General features: G+C 65.9%; 5 protein-coding genes. All 5 read left to right on the top strand.

Translation table 11 applies throughout. The features are described from left to right. Positions 1-987 (top strand): DNA gyrase C-terminal beta-propeller domain-containing protein (locus QZ332_RS13315; protein WP_295766319.1); only part of this gene is annotated, 987 nt, incomplete at its 5' end. Then, positions 984-1,337, top strand: a complete 354-nt coding sequence (locus QZ332_RS13310; RefSeq protein ID WP_295766317.1) for an SHOCT domain-containing protein — start codon at positions 984-986, stop codon at positions 1,335-1,337. The genes QZ332_RS13315 and QZ332_RS13310, both read left to right, overlap by 4 nt. Beyond that, positions 1,334-1,777, top strand: coding sequence for a ribonuclease HI (gene rnhA, locus QZ332_RS13305; RefSeq protein WP_295766315.1), 444 nt, complete (start codon positions 1,334-1,336; stop codon positions 1,775-1,777). Before QZ332_RS13310 ends, rnhA begins: the two co-directional genes overlap by 4 nt. A gap of 267 nt (positions 1,778-2,044) precedes the next feature. Next, entirely contained in the window at positions 2,045-2,845 is an 801-nt protein-coding gene (locus QZ332_RS13300; RefSeq protein ID WP_295766313.1) for a hypothetical protein, read from the top strand. 112 nt (positions 2,846-2,957) lie between these two features. Next, positions 2,958-4,026, top strand: a 1,069-nt coding sequence (locus QZ332_RS13295; protein WP_295766311.1) for a nitrilase-related carbon-nitrogen hydrolase, incomplete at its 3' end; no start/stop codon positions are given.

Raw genomic sequence — 4,026 nt, 5'->3', positions numbered from 1 at the left:
GAGGACCTGATCGAGGAGGAGCAGTGCGTCTTCACCCTGACCCAGGCGGGCTATATCAAGCGCACCCCCGTCAGCGAGTACGCCGCCCAGTCCAAGGGGGGCATGGGGAAGAAGGGCATCACCACCCGGGAGGAGGACGCCGTGGCGGACCTCTTCACCGCCTCCACCCACGACCACATCCTCTTCTTCACCGACACCGGCAAGGTGTACCGGAAGAAGGGCTATCAGATCCCCGTCTCCGGAAAGACGGCCAAGGGGACCAACATCGTCAACATCCTCCAGGTGGAGCAGGGCGAGCGGGTCCAGGCCATGATCCATTACCGGGAGGCCGGCGGGGAGGAGGAGATGTACCTCTTCATGGTGACCCGGAACGGCACCGTGAAGCGCCTGCCGGTGCAGGCCCTGCGGAACCTGCGCAGCAGCGGCATCCGCGCCCTGCGGATGGACGAGGGGGACCGGCTGGTGTCCGTGCGGGAGACCGACGGCACGAAGAAGATCCTCATCGCCACCCACGGCGGCATGGCCGTCTGCTTCGACGAGAACGACGTCCGTCCCATGGGCCGGGAGGCCGTGGGCGTCCGGGGCATCAAGCTCCGGGAGGGGGACCACGTGGTGGGCGCGGCCCGGGCCGCTGCCGGGAAGACCGTCCTCTCCATCACGGAGAAGGGCTTCGGCAAGCGGACCCCGGTGGAGGAGTACCGGGTGACGAACCGGGGGGTCGGCGGCATCAAGAACTATATGGTGACGGAGAAGACCGGCGGCATCGTGGGCGTGAAGGTCGTGGACGGGACGGAGGACCTGCTGCTGGTCACCCAGGCGGGCATCCTGATCCGCACCCACGTGGACGCCATCAAGCAGTGCGGCCGGGCCACCCAGGGCGTGATCGTCATGCGATTCAAGGAAGAGGGGGACCGGGTGATCTCCATGGCCCTGGCGGACCGGGAGGAAGCGGCCCAGACGGCGACGCCGGAGGAGGATCCGGTATGAGGAGGAGAGTCACCTACCGCCCCAGCAAAAGCCAGAGCATCTTCGGCGCCCTCGTGGGGGGGATCTTCGTCCTCATCGGAGTGACGGGAGCCATACCGCATCTCGGGGCCTTCGGCGTCTTGTGGACCCTGGTGGCCGTGGGCATCACCGGCATGGACCTCTATCAGGCGTTCGGGGAGACCTACTCCGGGCCGGAGATCCACATCGAGGATGAGGCGGATCGAAGGGAGGGGCCGGCGGACTTGAACGCCAGATCCCGCCTGGAACAGCTGGAGGGCCTGCGGGAGGCCGGCCTGATCGATGAGCAGGAGTACCGGGAGAAGCGGCGGGAGATCTTGGAGCGGCTATGAAGACAGTGACGATCTATACCGACGGGGCCTGCTCCGGCAACCCCGGCCCCGGGGGCTGGGGGGCCATCCTGATCTACGGGGGGCATGAGAAGGAGCTCTCCGGGGGCGAGGCCCGGACCACCAACAACCGCATGGAGCTCACCGGCGTGATCGCGGCCCTGGAGGCCCTGCGGGAGCCCTGCGTGGTGGAACTGTGGTCCGACAGCAAGTACGTCATCGACGCGCTGAGCAAGGGCTGGGCCAAGAGCTGGCGGGCCAAGGGCTGGGTGAAGTCGGACAAGAAGCCCGCCCTGAACCCGGACCTGTGGGAGCGTCTGCTGGATCTGACGGAGATCCATACCCTGCATTACCACTGGGTCAAGGGCCACGCCGAGAACGCGTTCAACGAGCGCTGCGACGCGATGGCCGTGGCGCAGAGCCGGAAGGTGAGGGATCTTTGAGACAGGGGCCCGCCCGCCGAGCGCCGCTCCGGGCCCGCCCGCAACATTCATAAACTGTTTACAGGCAACTCATAATTTCGCAAAGAGTTTCGGGTATCTTGATACTCAAGCAAAGGGTACTCCCAGCCCGATGCGTTTTCTCCCTCCTAAAATAAACACACACGGGGAACGGACCGCTCTGCGGTCCGTTTTTCGTTCCCCGGGGTATTATGATCCCCCGGGACGCTGCCGATAGCTTATATAAGAGGACGGGAAGGAGGACAGTCCATGGAAGTGAGGGATACCGATTGGACCCAGACGGTCCGGCGGAATGGCTATACAGCGGTCGTCTCCGGCGTGAAGCCGGCGGAGCAGGGAAGGGGAGGACCCAGCGGCGATACTGTGACGATCTCCGAGGAGGGCCGCCAGGCGGCCATCGCGGCGGAGATGGAAAAAAGCGGCCTCTCCCACGAGGCGGCGGAGAAGCTGGCCTCCGGCAGGCTCACCATCAACATCCCCGACGGCTTCAAGCTCCCCACCCTGGAGGCCCAGGCGGACCACAGTATTTATCATGACGCCTATTTCAAGGCTCTGGTGACCGATCTCGATGAGATCCGGGAGGAGGTGGAATCCTACTACGCTCCGGAGCACGCCAAGCTTCAGGGCATGGACGACGCTAAGGCCATGGACCATCTTTTTAAGACCTATATGATGCCCTATATGGAGGACGTGTTCCTCCCCGGGACGCCGCTCCCCCCGGCCCCCAAGGGCATGGGCCAGGAGGAGGCCCGTATGGCCTATGACCAGTTGAAAAGGATGCGCTTTGGTCATGGCGTCCTGGTGGCGGACCGGTACGCCCTGGGCGAGGCGGGCATGGAGCGGCTGAGGACCGCAGAGGACCGGGCCAAGCGGACCGCCCAGGAGGCCATGGACGCCGCCCAAAGGGAGGTGGACGCCCGACAGGCGGCGTTCGACACCCAGCGGGAGGAGAGGTCCCGCCAGACCATCGCCGGGATCGACAGCGGCGCTGTCAGCGGGACCTGTATGGGATACATGGCCCTGCGGAAGGATGAGGGAGCCGCCGAATGAAGGAACAGCGGACCGCTCTGCGGTCCGTTTTTCGTTTTGCGGGGCCCTTGATAAACGCGGGCAAAGAGTATAGAATAAGGCTGTCGAAAATTCCATGAGGGAGGGTCCAAACATGAAGGATGGATTCATCTCCGTCGCCTGCGGCGCGCCGAAGCTGCGGCTGGCGGACTGCGCGTACAACGCCGAACAGACCTTTCAGATGATGCGCTCCGCCGAGAAGGCCGGGGCCAAGGTCCTGGTCCTGCCGGAGCTGGGCCTGACGGGCTACACCTGCGGCGACCTCTTTTATCAGGACGCGCTCCTGCGGGAGGCGGAAGAGGCCCTGAAGACCGTCCTGGCGGCGACCAGGAACCTGGAGGTGGTCACCGCCCTGGGGATGCCCCTGCGGGTCCACAACGAGCTGTATAACTGTGCTGTGATCATACAAAAGGGAAAGATCCTGGGGGTCGTCCCCAAGACCCACCTGCCCAACTACGGCGAGTTTTACGAGAAGCGCTGGTTCGCCCCCGCCCCGCCGGAGCCGGAGAGCCTCCCCCTGCTGGGGCAGGAGTTCGTCACCTTCGGCGCGGGACAGGTCTTCCGGTGCGAGAACGTGCCGGGCCTGGCCTTGGGCTTCGAGATCTGCGAGGACCTGTGGGCCCCGGATCCCCCCTCCGTCCAAATGGCCCGGGATGGGGCCACGATCGTCGGCAACCTCTCCGCCAGCAACGACCTGGTGGGCAAGGACGCCTACCGCCGCCAGCTGGTCACCATGCAGAGCGCCAAGCTCCTCTGCGGCTATGCCTATTCCAGCGCCGGGGCGGGGGAGTCCACCTCGGATCTGGTCTTCGGGGCCCATCAGCTCATCGCGGAGGACGGGACCCTGCTGGCGGAGCGCCGCTTCGAGGGGGGCCTGCTGCTCTCCGAGATCGACGTCCAGCGCCTCTGCTATGAGCGCCGCCGGACCCAGGCCCTGGGGGAGGGCACGGGGAACGACGGCTGCGAGGAGACCTTCAGCCTGACAGAGGGCAGGACGAAGCTGACCCGCTGCGTCTCCCCCATGCCCTTCGTCCCCGAGGGGAAGGAGGACCGGGACGCCCGCTGCCGGGAGATCTTGCTGCTGGCGTCCCTGGGGCTGAAGCAGCGCCTGGAGCACACCGGGGCGAAGACCGCCGTGGTGGGCCTCTCCGGCGGGCTGGACT

This window comes from uncultured Oscillibacter sp. (assembly GCF_910584465.1).
GTDB lineage: Bacteria > Bacillota > Clostridia > Oscillospirales > Oscillospiraceae > Oscillibacter.
The sequence above is the reverse complement of the archived record's forward strand: the minus strand, read 5'-3'. Positions and strand labels throughout refer to the sequence as shown.